The following is a 15,907-nucleotide window of genomic DNA, read 5'->3' as shown; positions in this document are numbered from 1 at the left end:
CAGCGCCTCGGGGGCCGCCGGGTACGCGCTCTCCGACGACGCGCGCCAGCTCCTCGACGACGGCGACCGGCGCATCTACGGGCCGCCCGACGAGACGGGCGGCTGGGTGCTCGCCGTGTTCTCCGTGCCCGAGTCGGAGCGGGCCAAGCGGCACGTGCTGCGCTCCACCCTCGCCGGCCTCGGCTTCGGCACCGCCGCGCCCGGGGTGTGGCTCGCCCCGGCCGGGCTGTACGAGGAGGCGCGGCACACGCTGGAGCGGATCGGCTGCGCCGGGTACGTGGACCTGTTCCGCGGCGAGCACCTGGGCTTCGCGCCGACGGCCGACGCGGTCGCCCGCTGGTGGGACCTGACGTCCCTGGCCACGCTGTACGAGACGTTCCTCGACGAGCACGCGCCGGTGCTCCGCGCCTGGGAGGCGCGGCCCGACACCCCGCCGCAGGAGGCGTACCGCGACTACCTGCTGGCGCTCGACTCGTGGCGGCACCTTCCTTACGCGGATCCGGGGCTGCCCTCCGCGCTGCTGCCTCCGGGGTGGCCGGGGGTGCGCTCGGCGAAGGTCTTCGGCGCGCTGCACGAGCGGCTGCACGAGGCGGGCGCCCGGTTCGTGAACGCCGGATGACGCGTGCCGCGGGGATGGTGCCGGACGCGTAGGCGGGGGCCCGCCCACCGCACACCGGCCCGGTGGACGAGGCGACGGTGAGGACGTCTCACCCGGGCAGGGACAGGCGCGGCTTGGGCGCGTCGAGGCGGCCCGTCTGGGGCCGCCGGCCCCCCGCACGGTAGGGCTCGGGCCAGACCACCCCGGGCCCCGTGTACCCCTGCTCGGCGGCGGCGTGCAGCGTCCAGTTCGGGTCGTACAGATGCGGCCGCGCCAACGCGCACAGATCCGTGCGGCCCGCCAGGACCAGCGAGTTGACGTCGTCCCACGACGAGATCGCCCCGACCGAGATCACCGGCACCCCGGCCTCGCCGCGGATCCGGTCCGCGTACGGCACCTGGTAGGAGCGTCCGAACGCGGGGCGCTCCTGCGCCACGACCTGGCCCGTGGACACGTCGATCGCGTCGGCGCCGTGCGCGGCGAACGCCCGCGCCGTCGCCACCGCGTCCTCGGCGCTCGTGCCGCCCCGCGCCCAGTCCGTCGCGGAGATCCGCACGGTCATCGGACGGTCCTCGGGCCACACGCCGCGCACGGCGTCGAACACCTCCAGGGGGAACTTCATCCGCCCCTCCAGCGAGCCCCCGTACGCATCGGTACGCAGGTTCGTCAGCGGCGACAGGAACCCGGACAGCAAGTAGCCGTGCGCGCAGTGCAGTTCCAGCAGATCGAACCCGGCGCGCGCGGCCCGCCACGCCGCCGCGGTGAACTCCTCGCGGATCTCCGCCAGTTCGGGGACCGTGAGCTCTCTCGGGGTCTGGCTCCCCGGCTTGTACGGGAGGGCGGACGCCGCGACCAGCGGCCAGTTGTCGTCCGGCGCCGGCAGCGGCTCGTCCATGCCCTCCCACATCAGCCGGGTCGATCCCTTGCGGCCGGAGTGCCCGAGCTGGAGGCCGATCGCCGTGCCGGGTGCCCGCGTGTGCACGAACTCGGTGATCCGCTGCCAGGCCGCGCCCTGTTCGGGGGTGTAGAGGCCGGCGCAGCCCGGGGTGATGCGACCCTCGGGGCTGACGCAGACCATCTCCGTCATGACCAGGCCCGCGCCGCCCAGGGCCCGCGCGCCCAGGTGGACGAGGTGGAAGTCGCCGGGAACGCCCTCCTGTGCCGAGTACATGTCCATCGGGGAGACGACGACCCGGTTCCTGAGCGTGAGGCCGCGCAGCGTGAACGGCGTGAACATCGGCGGCGTACCCTCCGGGCACCCGAACTCGCGCTCCACCGCCTCGGTGAAGTGGGCGTCGCGCAGCCGCAGGTTCTCGTGCGTGACGCGGCGGCTGCGGGTGAGCAGGTTGAACGCGAACTGCCGTGGCGGCTGGTCGAGATGGCGCTCCAGGTCCTCGAACCACTCCAGGCTGGCCCGCGCGGCGCGCTGCGTGGAGGCGACGACGGGCCGGCGCTCCGCCTCGTACGCCGTCAGCGCCGCGTCGGTCGTGGGGTGCTCGTGCAGACACGCGGCGAGCGCGAGCGCGTCCTCGACGGCGAGCTTGGTGCCGGAGCCGATGGAGAAGTGCGCGGTGTGCGCGGCATCCCCGATCAGTACGCAATTGCCGTGCGACCAGCGGTCGTTGACGACGGTGCGGAAGCTGAGCCAGGAGGAGTTGTTGGTGCGCAGCGCGCGTCCGCCGAGCGCGTCGGCGAAGACCTTGGCGCAGTATTCGATCGACTCGCGCACCTCCATGTCCGCGAGCCCGGCCTTGCGCCAGACCTCCTCCCGCATCTCGACGATGACGGTCGACTCGCCGGTGGAACGGGGCGAGCCGGAGGGCGACGGGCGGGCGAAGGGGTAGCCGTGCAGTTGCATGACCCCGTGCTCGGTCTGCGCGATGTCGAAGCGGAACGCCTCGAAGGCGAAGTCGGCGGCGAGCCAGATGTACCGGTTGCGGTGTTCCTCGATCCGCGGGCGGAACGCGTCGGCGTACGTCTCGCGAGTGCGGCTGTGCACACCGTCGGCGGCGATCACCAGGTCGTACGCGGCGCAGAGCTCGGCGACCGGCGGCGCCTCGGTACGGAAGCGCAGGGTGACGCCGAGCCGGCGGCACCGGTCCTCCAGGATCTCCAGGAGACGGCGGCGGCCCAGTGCCGCGAAGCCGTGGCCGCCCGAGGTGTGGCGCACGCCCCGGTGGACCACGTCGATGTCGTCCCAGCGCACGAACTCGTCCTGCAGCGCCGCGTAGACGACCGGGTCGGCGTGCTCGATGCCGCCGAGGGTCTCGTCGGACAGGACGACGCCGAAGCCGAAGGTGTCGTGCGGGGCGTTCCGCTCCCAGAGCGTGATCTCGCGGTGCGGGTCGAGGCGCTTGAGGAGCGCGGCCGCATACAGGCCGCCGGGTCCCCCGCCGATCACGGCGATGCGCTGGGCGCGTGCGGTCATCCGCGGCTCACCTCCCCTGCCACTTGGGCGGGCGCTTCTCGGTGAAGGACGCGTGGAACTCGGCGTAGTCCTCGCCGTTCATGAGCAGCGCCTGGGTCGCGGCGTCCATCTCGACGGCCGCCGCGAGTGGCATGTCGAGCTCGGCCGTGAGCAGTGCCTTGGTCTGCGCGTGGGCGAGAGCGGGCCCGTCGGCGAGCCGCCCGGCGAGGGCGAACGCCGCCTCGTCGGCCTTGCCCTCGTCGGTCAACTCGCTGATCAGGCCGATCCGTTCGGCCTCGGGGGCGCGGACGGGGTCGCCGAGCATGAGCAGCCGGGTGGCGTGTCCGAGGCCGACGACGCGCGGCAGCAGGTAGGCCGCGCCCATGTCGCCGCCGGACAGGCCGACCTTGGTGAACAGGAACGCGAAACGGGCGCTCGGGTCGGCGACGCGGAAGTCGGCGGCGAGGGCGAGCACGGCGCCCGCGCCCGCCGCGACCCCGTGCACGGCGGCGATCACCGGGAAGGGCGCCTCCCGGACGGCCCGCACCACCTGCCCCGTCATCCGGTTGAAGTCGAGCAGCTGGGCGGTGTCCATGGACAGGGTGGCGCCGATGATCTCGTCGACGTCGCCGCCGGAGCAGAAGCCGCGGCCCCCGCCGGTCAGGACGAGGGCGCGTACGGACCGCTCGCGGGCCAGCTCGGCGAGCAGGTCGCGCAGATCGGCGTAGGCGCCGAAGGTGAGGGCGTTGAGCTTCTCGGGCCGGGCGAGCGTGACGGTCGCGACGCCGCGCGCGTCCACGGCGCAGGACAGATGGCGCCAGGTCTCGGTGCGGGGGGCGGAGCCGGTGAAGGGACTCATGCGCGTGCGGCCTCCTACGGACTGTCGGACAGGCTCGGGCGGGAGTTTCGCGGCGTCTGCCCTTCGAAGTTATCACCGCTTCGTGACTGTCGTCAGCAGAGCGCGATAACCTGGTCGGCACCCGGGCACTCGGCCCCCGCGACGATCCGGCATAAGGACCGGATCGGCCCATAGGGCCCAATGTCCCGAGGAACACCACCGGGAGGCTCTATCGGCGCACGCCGTACCATTCCTAAGGTTGAACGCAGGACGGCCCGCTTCGTGACGTCCGCCGTCCCGTTGCCGAGCCGCCACTCAGGACCTGCCTTGCCGCACCCCTCCGGTCGCCCCTCGCCCACGTCGTGGCGCATAGCCCTGCCGCACACGGCTGCCGCCGTGCCGGTCGCGCGCGCCCTGGTGCGCACGGCCCTGAACGAGCTCGAGTCCCCGGCGGCCGACACCGACACCGCCGAGCTGCTCACCGCGGAGCTGGTGGCCAACGCCGTGGAGCACACGACGGGTGACTCCCCGATCGAGCTGGTCGTGGAGCTCCTGGAGACGGGCTGCCAGGTCGAGGTGCACGACCCGGACCCGGCGCCGCCCGCGAACCTCACCACCCCGGACGACCCCGAGGAGCCCGACCCCTGGCAGGAGCACGGCCGCGGCCTGCTGCTCATCCGCACGCTCAGCGCCTCGTGCGGGCACCGCCCCACCGAATCCGGCAAGGCGGTGTGGTTCACCCTTCCCGCGGTGCCGCGCCAGCGTCCGGCCTCGGAGTAGCGCCCTCGTCGAGCCGCGAGTTCCGGCGCCCGTAGCACGCGTAGACCAGGGCGCCCACGACGAGGAACACCGCGAACTGGACCCACGTCGTCCAGCCCGTCCCCCAGATCAGATACAGGCACATCGCGACCCCGAGGACCGGGCTGAGCGGGTACAGCGGCACCCGGAACGAGCGCGTCAGGCCGGGGTGCGAGCGGCGCAGGGCGACCACGGCGACGTTGACGACGGCCATGGTGGCGAGCGTGCCGATGGTGGTCAGGTTGACCACGACGTCGAGCGAGGAGAAGGCCGCCGGGACCGCGAAGACGAGCGCGACGATCCAGGTGTTGGCGACCGGCGTCGACGTCCTCGGGGAGACCCGCTCGAAGATCCGCGGGATCAGCCCGTCGCGGGACATCGACATCAGGATGCGGGTCTGCCCGTACATCACCGCGAGCACGACGGAGGCGATGGCGACGACCGCGCCGAAGGCGATGATGCCGCCGCCGACGGTGGAGTCGGTGACCTGGTCGACGACGAGGGAGAGCGCCGCGGGCTTGTCGCCGACCGCGTCCGCGCCGAGCGCGCCGATCGCCGCGACGGCCACGGCGCAGTACAGCAGCGTGACGATGCCGATGCAGATCATGATCGCGATCGGGATGTTCCGCCGCGGGTTCTTGACCTCCTCGCCGGCCGTGGTGATCGCGTCGAAGCCGATGTACGAGAAGAAGGCGAGCGAGGCGCCCGAGGTGATGCCGCCGACGCCCTCGGCCATGAACGGCGTCAGATTGCCCGCCTTGAAGGCGCTGAAGCCGATGACGCAGAACGCGATCAGGATGCCGATCTTGAGGATGGCCATGGCGGCGGTGGCCCGCGCGCTCTCCCGGATGCCGCGCACCAGCAGCGTGGCGGCCATCAGCATGACGATCACGGCGGGCAGGTTGATGACGCCCCCGTCGCCGGGTCCTGCGGACAGCGACTGCGGGAGCTGCGCGCCGAAGAGGCTGTTCAGCAGCTCGTTCAGGTACTGGCTCCAGCCGACGGCGACGGCCGAGACCGAGATGCCGTACTCCAGGAGCAGACACCAGCCGACGAGGAACGCGACGCGCTCACCGAGGGTCGCGTAGGCGAAGGAGTACGAGGAGCCGGAGACCGGGATCGCGCCGCCCAGCTCGGCGAACGAGAACGCCGTGAAGATGCAGGTGACCGCGGCGAGGACGAAGGAGACGATGACGGCCGGGCCGGCCTCGGCGACCGTGTCGGACAGGCCGACGAAGATGCCGGTGCCGACGATCGCGCCGACGCCGAAGCCCACGAGCTGGAAGAGCCCCATGGTGCGCTTCAGGCCGTGCCCCTCCAGGTCGGCGCCGGATTCGGCGATGAGGGTCTCGGGCGACTTGATGCGCAGGCCGGTGGGGGTCGGCGACGGCGACATGGGGTGGTGCTCTTTTCTGATGGTGCGGTGCGGCGGGGGTGGGCCGCGTGCCGGTGGGGCCGGAGAAGGTGTTCCGGCCCCACCAGTTTGAACGGTTATGGGTGTTCTGCGCTGTTTGTTACTTCTGGCCGAGCGTGGCGACCATGATGGCCTTGATCGTGTGCATCCGGTTCTCGGCCTCGTCGAAGACGACGGAGTGCGCCGACTCGAAGACCTCGTCGGTCACCTCGAGGGACTCCAGGCCGTACTTCTCGTGGATCTCGCGGCCGACCTTGGTGCCCAGGTCGTGGAAGGCGGGCAGGCAGTGCAGGAACTTCACGTCCGCGTTGCCCGTGGCGCGCAGGACGTCCATGGTCACGGCGTAGGGCGTGAGCGACCTGATGCGCTCGTCCCAGACCTCCTCCGGCTCGCCCATCGACACCCAGACGTCGGTGACGACGAAGTCGGCGCCCGCGACGCCCTCCTCGACGGACTCGGTGAGCGTGATGCGGGCCCCGCTCGCGGCGGCCAGCTCGCGCGCCCGCGCGACGACCTCGTCGGCGGGCCAGTAGGCCTCGGGCGCGACGATGCGGACGTCCATGCCGAGCAGGGCGCCGGTGACGAGGTAGGAGTTGCCCATGTTGAACCGGGCGTCGCCCAGGTACGCGAAGGTGATCTCCTCCAGCGGCTTGTCGCTGTGCTCGGTCATGGTGAGCACGTCGGCGAGCATCTGGGTGGGGTGCCAGTCATCGGTGAGGCCGTTGTAGACGGGCACGCCGGCGAACTCGGCGAGCGTCTCGACCGTCTCCTGCGCGTCCCCCCGGAACTCGAGGGCGTCGAACATCCGGCCGAGGACGCGGGCCGTGTCCTTGCTCGACTCCTTCTTGCCGATGTGGGAACCGGCCGGGTCTATGTACGTCGTCGAGGCGCCCTGGTCGGCGGCCGCGACCTCGAAGGAGCAGCGGGTCCGCGTCGAGGACTTCTCGAAGATCAACGCGACGTTCTTCCCGCGCAGGTGCTGCGTCTCGGTCCCCGCCTTCTTGGCGGCCTTCAGCTCGGCGGCCAGGTCGACCAGGCCGCGGAACTCCTCGGCCGTGAGGTCCGCCTCCTTGAGGAAGTGGCGGCCGGTGAGGTCGGGACGCTGGACTGTCGCCATGGGGCGCTCCTGGGATACGACGGGCGGAACGTGAACTCTGGAAGTCTATACGAACCCCCACATTTCTATTCAGTCGGCCGGGTCACATCACCGGATCGCGCTCCACCGGACAGCTCATGCAGCGCGGCCCGCCCCGCCCCCGGCCCAGCTCGCTGCCCGGGATCTCGATCACCTCGATGCCCTGCTTGCGCAGATGCGTGTTCGTGGTCGCGTTCCGCTCGTACGCGACCACGACCCCGGGCTCCACGGCCAGCACGTTGCAGCCGTCGTCCCACTGCTCCCGCTCGGCGGCGTGCACGTCCTGGGTGGCGGTCAGCACCCGGATCCCGCTGAGCCCGAGGGCGGCGGCGATCGCCCGGTGCATGTGCTCCGGCGGATGGTCGGTGACCTTCAACTCCCGTGCGGACGTGCCCGGTTCGATGGTGTACGAGCGCAGCATGCCGAGCCCCGCGTACTGCGTGAACGTGTCCCCGTCGACCATCGTCATCACGGTGTCCAGATGCATGAAGGCCCGCCGCTTCGGCATGTCGAGCGCGACGATGGTCCGCGCCGAACCCGCCGCGAACAGCTTGTGCGCGAGCATCTCCACGGCCTGCGGGGTGGTGCGCTCGCTCATCCCGATGAGCACCGCGCCCTGCCCGATGACGAGCACGTCCCCGCCCTCGATCGTGGACGGGTAGTCGGCCTGCCCCTCGGACCACACGTGGAAGTCCTGTTCCCGGAAGAGGGGGTGGTGACGGTAGATCGCCTCGAAGTGCACGGTCTCGCGCTGCCGGGCCGGCCACCGCATGGCGTTGATGGAGACCCCGTCGTGGATCCACGCCGAGGTGTCCCGGGTGAACAGGTGGTTGGGCAGCGGCCCGAGCAGGAAGTCGTCCAGCTCCATGGCGTGGAACTTCACCGACGTCGGCTCGGCGTGCCCGTCCAGGAACTCCCGCTTGGTCATTCCGCCGATGAGCGCCTGGGCCAGCTCCGGCGCCGGCAGCGTCTCGAAGGCGTCCCGCAGCGGACCCGTGGCCAGCGGGCCGTACTCCTTCTCGTCGAAGACCCGGTCGAGCACGAGCGCACGGGCCTCGCCGACCTGCAGGGTCTCGGTGAGCAGATCGCCGAAGAGGTGCACGACGACGCCCCGGTCGCGCAGCACGTCGGCGAACCCGTCGTGCTCCTGCCGGGCGCGCCGCACCCACAGCACGTCGTCGAAGAGGAGCTGGTCCTTGTTGCTGGGCGTGAGCCTCTTCAGCTCCAGATCGGGCCGGTGCAGGATGACCCGGCGCAGCCGCCCGGCCTCGGAGTCGACGTGGAATCCCATGGGCCCATCCTTCCCCCACCGCAGGGGTCATGCGCCCGGAAGGAGCGCGGGGCCGCGTTCCCGTGCGGCCGAGCCGCACGGGAACCACCGGCCGCCCGCACCCACGAGGGGCCGGGCCCGGGCCTCACAGCCGCGGGTCGACCGGCTCCGACTCCAGCGCCAGCACCCCGAACACCGCCTCGTGCACCCGCCACAACGGCTCCCCGCCGCCCAGCCGGTCGAGGGCCTCCAGCCCCAGCCCGTACTCGCGGATCGCCAGCGACCGCTTGTGCCCGAGGAAGCGCTGACGCAACTGCGCCAGGTTCTCCGGGCGCGTGTACTCGGGGCCGTAGATGATCCGGAGGTACTCGCGCCCACGGCACTTGATGCCGGGCTGCACGAGCCGTCCCTTCCCGTCGCGCACCAGCGCCCCGACGGGCTTGACGACCATGCCCTCGCCGCCGCGCCCGGTCATCTCCAGCCACCAGTCGACGCCCGCCCGTACCGACTCCGGGTCCGCCGTGTCGACATAGAGCCGCCGCGTCGTCTGCAGCAGCCCGCTCCCGTCGTGCCCGACCATCCGGTCGATGAGCGCGAGCTGCTCGTCGTGCGGCAGGGCGGCCAGCGAGCGGCCCTGCGCGGCGAGGATCTGGAAGGGCGCGAGCCGCACCCCGTCCAGCCCGTCGGTCGTCCAGCAGTAGCGCCGGTACGCGTCCGTGAACGCGGCCGCGTCGGTGGCCCGCCCGCGCTGTCGCTCCAGCAGCCCGCCGACGTCGACGCCGCGTGCGGCCGCCGACTCCAGCGCGCCCAGCACCGCGGGGAACGCGGCACCGGAGGCCGCGCCCACCGCCGCGTACTGGGAGCGCAGCAGCCCGGACGCCTTCAGCGACCACGGCATCAACTCGGCGTCGAGCAGCAGCCAGTCGGTCTCCAACTCGTCCCACAGGCCGGCCGCGGTCGCGGCCTCCCGGACCCGGCCGAGCACCTCCTCCGTCGTCTCGGTGCTGCCGAAGAAGGGGCGCCCGGTACGGGTGTAGAGCGCGCCCGTCACCGAGCCGTCCTCCACGCCGAACCGCTCGCGGGCGACGTCGGCGTCCTTGCACAGCAGGGCCACGGCCCGCGAACCCATGTGCTTCTCCTCGCACACGACGCGGGCCACCCCGTCGGCGGCGTACTGCGCGAACGCCTCCGCCGGGTGCTCCAGATAGCCCTCCTGCGCCGACGTGGCGGCCGGCGCCATCGTCGGCGGCAGGTACGGCACCAGGCGCGGGTCGACCGCGAACCGGCTCATGACCTCCAGCGCGGCCGCCGCGTTCTCCTCGCGCACGGTGACGCGGCCCGAGTGCCGGGTCTCCACGGTCCGGCGGCCGTGGACGTCGGCGAGGTCCAGGGGCCGGCCCTCGTGCCCGCCGGGCGCCTCGGACGCCAGCGGCCTGGCCGGCTCGTACCAGACCCGCTCCGCCGGTACGTCGACGAGTTCGCGCTCCGGCCAGCGCAGCGCGGTGAGCTTCCCGCCGAACACCGCGCCGGTGTCGAGGCAGATCGTGTTGTTGAGCCAGGTCGCCGTCGGCACCGGAGTGTGCCCGTAGACCACGGCCGCCCTGCCGCGGTAGTCCTCCGCCCACGGGTAACGCACGGGCAGCCCGAACTCGTCGGTCTCCCCGGTCGTGTCCCCGTACAGCGCGTGCGAGCGCACCCGGCCCGAGGTCCGTCCGTGGTACTTCTCGGGCAGCCCGGCGTGGCACACGACGAGGTTGCCGCCGTCGAGGACGTAGTGACTCACGAGGCCGTCGACGAACTGCCGCACCTCGTCCCGGAACTCCTCGCTCTCCCGGTCCAACTGCTCGACGGTCTCGGCGAGTCCGTGCGTGTGCTGCACCTTCCTGCCCTTGAGGTAGCGCCCCAGCTTGTTCTCGTGGTTGCCGGGCACGCACAGCGCCGTGCCGGACCGCACCATGCCCATGACGCGGCGCAGCACGCCCGGGGTGTCGGGCCCGCGGTCGACGAGGTCGCCGACGAACACGGCGGTGCGCCCCTCCGGGTGCACCCCGTCCTCGTAGCCCAACGCACCGAGCAGGGACTCCAGTTCGCTCGCGCAGCCGTGGATGTCGCCGATGATGTCGAACGGCCCGGTCAGGTGCGTGAGGTCGTTGAACCGCTTCTCGCGCACGACGCGCGCGCCCTGGACCTCCTCCACGCCCCGCAGGACGTGCACCTTGCGAAAGCCTTCGCGCTCCAAGTGCCGCAGGGAGCGGCGCAGTTCGCGGGTGTGGCGGGTGATGACGCGGCGCGGCATGTCGGCGCGGTCGGTGCGCGCCGCGTTCCGTGCGGCGCACACGTCCTCCGGCACGTCGAGCACGATCGCGATCGGCAGCACGTCGAACTTCCGCGCCAGTTCGATCAGCTGGCGGCGGCCGTCCTGCTGCACGTTCGTGGCGTCCACGACGGTCAGGCGTCCCGCGGCGAGCCGCTTGCCCGCGATGTAGTGCAGCACCTCGAAGGCGTCCCGGCTCGCGCCCTGGTCGTTCTCGTCGTCGGCCACCAGGCCGCGGCAGAAGTCGCTGGACAGGACCTCGGTGGGCTTGAAGTGGGCGTGCGCGAAGGTGGACTTGCCCGAGCCGGACGCGCCGACCAGGACGACGAGCGCGAGGTCGGTGACGGCCAGCGTCCGCCCGCTGCTGTCCCGCACGGTCTCCGTGGCGACGCTCATGCGGCCTCCACCTCCTTCTTCTTCTCGGCCGTCGTGGTCATGGTCGTGGTCGTGGTGTCCGGGTCGGTCAGGGTGAACACGGCCATCTGCGTGGGCGGCCCCACCTCGGGGTCGTCGGGCCCGACGGGCACGTACCGCACCTCGTAGCCGTGCCGTCCCGCCACGCGCCGCGCCCAGTCGCGGAACTCCGCGCGGCTCCACTCGAACCGGTGGTCGCCGTGCCGGGCATGTCCGACGGGCAGTGTCTCCCAGCGCACGTTGTACTCGACGTTCGGCGTGGTCACGAGGACCGTGCGGGGCCGCGCCGAGCCGAACACCGCGTACTCGAGCGCGGGCAGCCGCGGCAGGTCGAGGTGCTCGATGACCTCGCTCAGCACCGCCGCGTCGTATCCCTTGAGCCGCTTGTCGGTGTACGCGAGCGAACCCTGGAAGAGCCGCACGCGCGCCGCCTGCCGCTCGCCCAGCCGGTCCAGCTTGAGCCGCCGGGAGGCGATGGTGAGCGCGCGCACGGACACGTCGACGCCCACGATCTCGGTGAACCGCACGTCCTTAAGCAGCTCCTGCACCAACTGGCCCTGCCCGCAGCCGAGATCGAGCACCCGGGCCGCGCCGGCGCCGTGCAGCGCGGCGAGGATCGCCTCGCGCCGCCGCACGGCGAGCGCCACCGGCTTCTCCTCGGTGTCGTTGGCCTCGTCCACGGCGTTGTCGATCTCCTCGACGTCCGTGTCGTCGGCGTCCGCGAGCCGCACCAGCTCCAGCCGCTCCTGCGCCTGCCGGGTCAGCGACCAGCGCCGCGAGAGGTACCGGCTGGTGATCAGCTTCTGCTCGGGGTGCCCGGCCAGCCAGCCCTCGCCCGCGCGCAGCAGCTTGTCGACCTCGTCCGCGGAGACCCAGTAGTGCTTGGCGTCGTCCAGGACCGGCAGCAGCACGTACAGGTGCCGCAGCGCCTGCGCGAGCCGCAACTCGCCCTCCAGGACGAGCCGCACATAGCGCGAGGCCCCCCACTCGGGGAACTCCTCGTCCAGCGGCACCGGCTCGGCCCCGACCGTCCAGCCGAGCGGCTCGAACAGCTTCCGTACGAGGTCGGGCCCGCCCCGCGCGGGCAGCGCGGGCACCTCGACGCGCAGCGGCATGGCCTGCTCGGCGCGCTCGGGTCGGGCCTTGCAGACCCCGCGCAGCGCACTGGAGAAGACGCTGCTCAGGGCGACGGCGAGCAGGGACGACGCGGCGTAGGGCCGGTCGTTCACATACTGCGCGAGCGCCGCGTCCGGGGCGCCCCCGCGGCCCTTGCCCTTGCCGCGCCGGACCAGCGCCACCGGATCGATCTCCAGGAGCAGCGCAGCCGTGCAGCGCTCCGCGCTCGCCTCGGGGTAGAGGACGTGGGCGGTGCCGTAGGAGGTGGAGAACGCCTGCGCGTTCTCGGGATGCTTGTGCAGCAGGAACCCGAGGTCGGTCGCGGGGCGTTCCGGAGTGCCGGTGGTGCTGATCGTCAGAAACACAAGGCCGAGTCTCCCCCGCTGCCGGGGCCCTGGCCAGCGAGTTTCGCCGCGCCCGGCCGGGACCGACGGCCCGCTCTCCCGGGACGTCGGCCCCTGCCGCCGTGTACGGCGGTGCCCTACAGCTGCGACTGCACCTGCGAGGAGATCAGCTCCAGGTGGTCGAGGTCGTCGAGGTCGAGGACCTGGAGGTAGACGCGCTGCGAACCGATCGCCGCGTACCGGCCCAGCTTGTCGACCACCTCGGCCGGGGAACCCGCGAGCCCGTTGGCCTTCAGCTCCTCGACGTCCCGCCCGATCGCCTCGGCACGGCGCTTCACCTCGTCGTCGTCCCTGCCGACACACACCACGTGCGCGTTCGAGTACACGAGGTCGTCGCCCGCACGCCCGGCCTGCTCGGCCGCCGCCCGTACCCGGCCGAACTGCCGCTCGCTGTCCTCGATCGAGGCGAACGGGATGTTGAACTCGTCGGCGAACTGCGCGGCGAGCCGCGGCGTCCGCGTCGCCCCGTGGCCACCGATCAGCACCGGCACCTTGGCCTGCGCCGGCTTGGGCAGCGCCGGGGAGTCGGCGAGCTGGTAGTACGTGCCGTCGAAGTCGAACGTGGAGCCGACCTCGGTGGACCACAGTCCGGTGACGATCGCCAGCTGCTCCTCGAGCCGGGCGAACTTCTCCTTCGGGAACGGGATCCCGTACGCCTTGTGCTCCTCCTCGAACCAGCCCGCGCCCAGGCCCAGCTCGACCCGGCCGCCCGACATCTGGTCGACCTGTGCCACCTGGATCGCGAGCACACCGGGCAGCCGGAAGGTGCCCGCGGTCATCAGCGTGCCGAGCCTGATCCGCTTGGTCTCGCGGGCGAGCCCGGCGAGCGTGACCCAGGCGTCCGTGGGGCCCGGCAGCCCGTCGGACGAGCCCATGCGCAGGTAGTGGTCCGACCGGAAGAAGGCGTCGAAACCGAGGTCCTCGGTGGCCTTGGCAACGGTCAGCAACGTGTCGTAGGTGGCCCCTTGCTGGGGCTCCGTGAAGATTCGCAGATCCATGCCTCCATCCTGCACGCTCGAACGTGCGTCAACCCCACTGGTCCCGCCGGTCCCCCGCCCCCACGGTCGGGTGAAAATGCGTCAACGCGGCGTGCGGGGGCGGACCTCCCCAGTGACCCGGCGCGGCGCGTGATCGTTGGCTCGGGCGGTGCCGGACCGCCCGGCACCCGCGCCGGCGGTCGCTGCCGGGCGTCACTTGCGTCAACTGCCCCTCCCCTCGCGGGAAGGCAAGGGCCGAGGAGGCCGTCATGTCCCAGGAAGCCGTGCCCGAACAGGCCGTGCACGAGACCACCGTGCCGGAGCAGCAGGGGGCGCCGAAGGGCCTGCTGCAGCAGATGGAGGAGCTGATGGCGGCGCTCAACGCCGATCTGTCGCAGCTCGACGCCGACCTCCAACAGCCCCCGGGCACCGCGCGACCGCCCGCCGAGGACGTCTGACACCCGCAGCCCTCGCCGACGGGCCGCTGCGCTCCCCCACCCCGTGCCGGGAGCGCGCACCGGCGCACACACTGCCGCTCAGGCCGCCGAGTCCGAGCCCGGCTCCCTCTCCGGTCTGCGCAGCCGGCCGTCCCACTCCGGCAGCCGCCGCAGTATCTCCAGGACGCGGTCCCGGGACTCGTCCGCCGCGTCGATCGCTTCCATGCACTGCCAATAGGCCCCCTCCTCGAAGGACGCGCTCGCCACCGCGACGAGCGCGATGCCGACGTCGCCGAGCAGGACGCCGAGGCCGACCAACGCCTCGCGCACATCGCCCAGTTCGGTCAGCTGCGCCGCGCGTATGCCGCCGGCCCCCACGATCGGGACCGCCGAACCGCCGCTGCCGCGCGTCCCCGCCTCTGTCAGGGCGCGCGCCTCACCCCGTAACTCAGGCGGCCCCTGCATAGCGAGCCGACTGCCGATCGCCAGTGCCAGTGCTTGTGCCTGCCACGCCTCCCTCATGATGTCCGGCGCGTCCTGGCTCTGCGCCAGGGCCCGTCGGCCGACCCCGATGAGCCGCACCGCATCCATCCGCGTCCCCGTCCGTACCGCCTGAACTCCCTTGTCCACTACCCAGAGTGAGGGCCTGCGAGACGAAAAGCCAGAGGAAGCCCGAAATCTGTGGACACCAAGGCCGATGTGGATATCTCAATGACTCCGGAGAGTGACAATCGGCGATGCCGCGACCCCCGCGACGGCGGTTTCAGGCACCCGGGGCCGGAAAGCGGCTCTCGTTCCGGTCGATCTTCGCCGCGAGCGCGGCCAGCGCGTCGATCCCGAGCACCTCACACAGCTGCAGCAGGTACGCGAGGACGTCGGCCACCTCGTCCTCGACGCGGTGCGCCGACTCCGGGTCGTCCATCACCCGGGCCGCCTGCTCCGGGGTCAGCCACTGGAAGATCTCGACCAGTTCGGAGGCCTCGACGCTGAGCGCCATCGCGAGGTTCTTCGGGGTGTGGAAGGGCTCCCAGCGGCGGGAGGCGGCGAAGTGCGCGAGCCGGGTCTGCAGGGTCGCCACGTCGAGGGGCGTGGCGACCGTACCCGTAGTGCCGGCCATACCCGCGGTGCCGTCCATACCCGCAGTGCCGGTCGTACCCGCAGTGCCTGGAGCGCCCGTGGTGCCTCTGGCGCCCGTCCTATCGGTCGCGCCGCCCGCGCCCTCCGGCTCGGTCACCTCGGTCGCCTCAGTCATCTCGGGCGCATCGGTCGCATCGGTCGCATCGGTCGTGCCGGTCGTGCCGGTCGTGTCGTCGGTTCCGTCTGTCACGGCCCCAGGTCTACCACCGTCGCGCCGTGCGCCCGTGCCGCCTCGTCCGCGGGGCCTGCCTCGCCCACCGCCGCGACCAGCCGGATGTGCCCGCGGGCGCACATCCGGGCGGCCAGTGCGGTGAGTTCGGCGCTCTGGACGGGGTCGAGGCCCCGGTCGAGACCGTCCGCGAGGACCGTGAGGCTCTGGTACGCCGCGGGTACCTCGGCCGCCGCGTCCACCTCCAGGATGCCCGGCCCGGTGAGCAGCACGAGGGCGAGCGCCAGGTACCTCAACTCGCCGTCCCCGAGCCGCTCGACCGGGGTGCGCGGCCCGTCCCCGCGGTCGACGACGGCGCGTACGGCACCGTCCGGCGCCTGTTCGGCGAGGACATCGGCCACCGGTCCCGCGAGACCCGCCCGGGCCGCGGCGACGAAGAGGGCGTGGCGGTGGGCGCACTCGGTGCGGGTGCGGCGCAG

13 protein-coding genes and 1 pseudogene are annotated in these 15,907 nt (G+C 72.4%); 3 read left to right on the top strand and 11 right to left on the bottom strand.

Annotation, left to right across the window (positions count from 1 at the left end; genetic code table 11):
• Positions 1-619, top strand: a 619-nt coding sequence (locus tag G3I40_RS23235; RefSeq protein ID WP_164304059.1) for a PaaX family transcriptional regulator C-terminal domain-containing protein, incomplete at its 5' end; no start/stop codon positions are given.
• Between the two features lie 88 nt (positions 620-707).
• On the opposite strand, the gene G3I40_RS23230 is transcribed toward G3I40_RS23235, so the two are convergent.
• Both G3I40_RS23230 and G3I40_RS23225 read right to left on the bottom strand, forming a co-directional pair.
• The gene (locus G3I40_RS23230) at positions 708-3,026 is read right to left on the bottom strand and encodes a bifunctional salicylyl-CoA 5-hydroxylase/oxidoreductase (protein ID WP_164304058.1); all 2,319 of its coding nucleotides are present in this window, start codon (positions 3,024-3,026) and stop codon (positions 708-710) included.
• A 7-nt stretch (positions 3,027-3,033) separates the two neighbouring features.
• Positions 3,034-3,864: an enoyl-CoA hydratase family protein gene (locus G3I40_RS23225; protein WP_164304057.1), complete on the bottom strand. Its 831-nt coding sequence runs from the start codon at positions 3,862-3,864 to the stop codon at positions 3,034-3,036.
• Positions 3,865-4,170: 306 nt separating this feature from the next.
• Between G3I40_RS23225 and G3I40_RS23220 the strand changes: the two genes are divergently transcribed.
• Positions 4,171-4,623, top strand: a complete 453-nt coding sequence (locus tag G3I40_RS23220; protein ID WP_239091903.1) for an ATP-binding protein — start codon at positions 4,171-4,173, stop codon at positions 4,621-4,623.
• Here the strand turns inward: G3I40_RS23220 and G3I40_RS23215 are convergent.
• From G3I40_RS23215 to G3I40_RS23190, 6 genes are all read right to left on the bottom strand, one after another.
• The gene (locus G3I40_RS23215) at positions 4,580-6,037 is read right to left on the bottom strand and encodes an amino acid permease (RefSeq protein ID WP_164304055.1); all 1,458 of its coding nucleotides are present in this window, start codon (positions 6,035-6,037) and stop codon (positions 4,580-4,582) included. The two genes, G3I40_RS23220 and G3I40_RS23215, sit on opposite strands and share 44 nt — an antisense overlap.
• Positions 6,038-6,155: 118 nt before the next feature.
• Positions 6,156-7,172, bottom strand: a complete 1,017-nt coding sequence (argF, locus tag G3I40_RS23210; RefSeq protein WP_164304054.1) for an ornithine carbamoyltransferase — start codon at positions 7,170-7,172, stop codon at positions 6,156-6,158.
• A gap of 82 nt (positions 7,173-7,254) precedes the next feature.
• Entirely contained in the window at positions 7,255-8,481 is a 1,227-nt protein-coding gene (locus tag G3I40_RS23205) for an arginine deiminase (protein ID WP_164304053.1), read from the bottom strand.
• 124 nt (positions 8,482-8,605) lie between these two features.
• Positions 8,606-11,170, bottom strand: coding sequence for a polynucleotide kinase-phosphatase (locus G3I40_RS23200; protein WP_164304052.1), 2,565 nt, complete (start codon positions 11,168-11,170; stop codon positions 8,606-8,608).
• Positions 11,167-12,669, bottom strand: coding sequence for a 3' terminal RNA ribose 2'-O-methyltransferase Hen1 (locus G3I40_RS23195; RefSeq protein WP_164304051.1), 1,503 nt, complete (start codon positions 12,667-12,669; stop codon positions 11,167-11,169). Before G3I40_RS23195 ends, G3I40_RS23200 begins: the two co-directional genes overlap by 4 nt.
• Positions 12,670-12,785: 116 nt before the next feature.
• Complete coding sequence (locus tag G3I40_RS23190; protein WP_164304050.1) at positions 12,786-13,706, bottom strand: LLM class F420-dependent oxidoreductase; 921 nt, start codon at positions 13,704-13,706, stop codon at positions 12,786-12,788.
• A 248-nt stretch (positions 13,707-13,954) separates the two neighbouring features.
• Here G3I40_RS23190 and G3I40_RS23185 point away from each other — a divergent pair, with 248 nt between their 5' ends.
• Entirely contained in the window at positions 13,955-14,143 is a 189-nt protein-coding gene (locus G3I40_RS23185) for a hypothetical protein (protein WP_164304049.1), read from the top strand.
• 78 nt (positions 14,144-14,221) lie between these two features.
• Here G3I40_RS23185 and G3I40_RS23180 read toward each other — a convergent pair whose 3' ends face one another.
• From G3I40_RS23180 to G3I40_RS23170, 3 genes and pseudogenes are all read right to left on the bottom strand, one after another.
• The gene (locus tag G3I40_RS23180) at positions 14,222-14,713 is read right to left on the bottom strand and encodes a DUF6099 family protein (protein ID WP_164304048.1); all 492 of its coding nucleotides are present in this window, start codon (positions 14,711-14,713) and stop codon (positions 14,222-14,224) included.
• A 172-nt stretch (positions 14,714-14,885) separates the two neighbouring features.
• Complete coding sequence (locus G3I40_RS23175) at positions 14,886-15,239, bottom strand: nucleotide pyrophosphohydrolase (RefSeq protein ID WP_164304060.1); 354 nt, start codon at positions 15,237-15,239, stop codon at positions 14,886-14,888.
• 206 nt (positions 15,240-15,445) lie between these two features.
• Positions 15,446-15,907 (bottom strand): annotated as a pseudogene (locus G3I40_RS23170) (ATP-binding protein); the annotation flags it as partial.

Source organism: Streptomyces sp. SID14478, assembly GCF_010548525.1.
GTDB lineage: Bacteria > Actinomycetota > Actinomycetes > Streptomycetales > Streptomycetaceae > Streptomyces.
The sequence above is the reverse complement of the archived record's forward strand: the minus strand, read 5'-3'. Positions and strand labels throughout refer to the sequence as shown.

What these genes read in the sequence shown, in the direction of transcription:
- G3I40_RS23230 (WP_164304058.1), bottom strand. Translation starts at nt 3,026, where the DNA reads ATGACCGCACGCGCCCAGCGCATCGCCGTGATCGGCGGGGGACCCGGC.
- G3I40_RS23225 (WP_164304057.1), bottom strand. Translation starts at nt 3,864, where the DNA reads ATGAGTCCCTTCACCGGCTCCGCCCCCCGCACCGAGACCTGGCGCCAT.
- G3I40_RS23215 (WP_164304055.1), bottom strand. Translation starts at nt 6,037, where the DNA reads ATGTCGCCGTCGCCGACCCCCACCGGCCTGCGCATCAAGTCGCCCGAG.
- argF (WP_164304054.1), bottom strand. Translation starts at nt 7,172, where the DNA reads ATGGCGACAGTCCAGCGTCCCGACCTCACCGGCCGCCACTTCCTCAAG.
- G3I40_RS23205 (WP_164304053.1), bottom strand. Translation starts at nt 8,481, where the DNA reads ATGGGATTCCACGTCGACTCCGAGGCCGGGCGGCTGCGCCGGGTCATC.
- G3I40_RS23200 (WP_164304052.1), bottom strand. Translation starts at nt 11,170, where the DNA reads ATGAGCGTCGCCACGGAGACCGTGCGGGACAGCAGCGGGCGGACGCTG.
- G3I40_RS23190 (WP_164304050.1), bottom strand. Translation starts at nt 13,706, where the DNA reads ATGGATCTGCGAATCTTCACGGAGCCCCAGCAAGGGGCCACCTACGAC.
- G3I40_RS23185 (WP_164304049.1), top strand. Translation starts at nt 13,955, where the DNA reads ATGTCCCAGGAAGCCGTGCCCGAACAGGCCGTGCACGAGACCACCGTG.
- G3I40_RS23180 (WP_164304048.1), bottom strand. Translation starts at nt 14,713, where the DNA reads ATGGATGCGGTGCGGCTCATCGGGGTCGGCCGACGGGCCCTGGCGCAG.
- G3I40_RS23175 (WP_164304060.1), bottom strand. Translation starts at nt 15,239, where the DNA reads ATGGCCGGCACTACGGGTACGGTCGCCACGCCCCTCGACGTGGCGACC.